The organism is uncultured Sphingorhabdus sp., assembly GCF_937872355.1.
Lineage (GTDB): Bacteria > Pseudomonadota > Alphaproteobacteria > Sphingomonadales > Sphingomonadaceae > Sphingorhabdus_B.
In genome coordinates, this window is the sequence record NZ_CALMSV010000002.1 from 1 (window position 1) to 1,602 (window position 1,602).

Sequence of the window (1,602 nt, forward strand, 5' to 3'; positions counted from 1 at the left end):
TCAGCACAACCGCCCATCAGCCCTACCCGCCCCCCGCCATACACCAATCCGATGCCGCGCGCAGCGAGTTCGCGGCCGACCATCTTTGCGCATTCGATATAAACAGGGTCCGCCGGGGTGGCTGAACCGCAATAGACGGCAAGACGTTTCAACGTTTCAAATCCTCGATCATCAATTCGGCTGTGGCCTTTGCGCTGCCGACCACGCCGGGAATTCCTGCCCCCGGATGCGTTCCCGCGCCGACAAAGTAAAGGTTCGACAGCACATCGTCACGATTATGCACGCGGAACCAGGCGCTTTGGGTCAGCACGGGTTCAAGGCTGAAGGCGCTGCCAAGATGCGCGTTGAGGTCGGTGCCGAAATTGGCTGGCGTATAATGGAACTTCGTCACGATCCGCTCATGAATGTCGGGGATCAAACGGCGTCCAACCTCATCGAGGATGCGCTTTTCGAACACCGGCCCCATTTCCTCCCAGTCGATCGGCAGCTTGCCCTGATGAGCGACTGGAGCAAGTGCATAGAAGGTCGAACAGCCTTCGGGGGCCATCGACGGATCGCTGACCGTCGGGTGGTGCAGATAGAGCGAGAAATCCTGTGGCAGCACGCCATGGGAGTAGATATCATCGAGCAGCCCTTTGTATCGCGGCCCGAACAGGATCATGTGGTGCGGGATGCCGGGCCAGGTGCCCTTGATACCAAAATGCACGACAAACAGGCTGGGCGAGAATTTCTTGCGCGACAGGCTCGCTGCGGCTTTCGCGCCCCGCGGGTGGTGACCAAGCAGATCACGGTAACTGTGCATGATATCGCCATTGGTGGCGACCGCGTCGCACTCTATGCGGTGGCCGGACTGGGTAACGATCCCCGTAGTACGCTCACCCTGCGTTTCTATCCGCTCGACCGCATCGCCCAGTATCATTTTGCCGCCGATGCGTTCGAACTGCTTCACCATCGCCGCAACCAGCCGGTTGGTGCCGCCCTTGGCAAACCAGACACCGCCGTCTTTCTCCAGCTTGTGGATCAGCGCATAGATGGCGCTGGTCTTCATCGGATTGCCACCGACGAGCAGGGTGTGAAACGACAGTGCCTCGCGCAGCTTTTCATTCTTCACAAAGGAAGAAACCATCGAATAGACGCTGCGCCATGCCTGATATTTGGCCAGCGCAGGAGCGGCCTTGATCATCGAGGTGAAGTCGAGAAATGCCTTGGTGCCAAGTTTGACATAGCCTTCGTCATGCACGCCTGCACTATATTCAAGGAACTTCGCATAGCCTGCGACATCCTCGGGATTCAGCTTTTCGATTTCGGAGCGCAGCTTGGCGTCGTCGTTCGAATAATCGAAATTGGTGCCATCGGCCCAGTTGAGCCGGTAGAATGGCATGACCGGCATCAGTTCGACATCCTGCGCCATGTCATGCCCGGTCAGCGCCCAAAGCTGGGTCAGGCAGGGTGGATCGGTGATGACCGTCGGGCCGCCATCGAAGATGAATCCGTCGCGCTCCCAATAATAGGCCCGCCCACCTGGCTTATCGCGAGCTTCGATGATGGTGGTCTGGATGCCTGCGGCCTGCAGGCGGATGGCAAGTGCCAGTCCGCCGAAGC

The 1,602-nt window shown here is 58.9% G+C and carries 1 protein-coding gene and 1 pseudogene; both read right to left on the reverse strand.

Features of this window, described 5'->3' with window-relative positions; translation table 11 throughout:
• Positions 1–152, reverse strand: a pseudogene (locus Q0239_RS00045) (TIGR00730 family Rossman fold protein); the annotation flags it as partial.
• On the reverse strand, positions 149–1,602 hold a 1,454-nt coding region (locus tag Q0239_RS00050), incomplete at its 5' end, for a phytoene desaturase (RefSeq protein WP_298596460.1). The gene Q0239_RS00050 and the pseudogene Q0239_RS00045, both read right to left, overlap by 4 nt.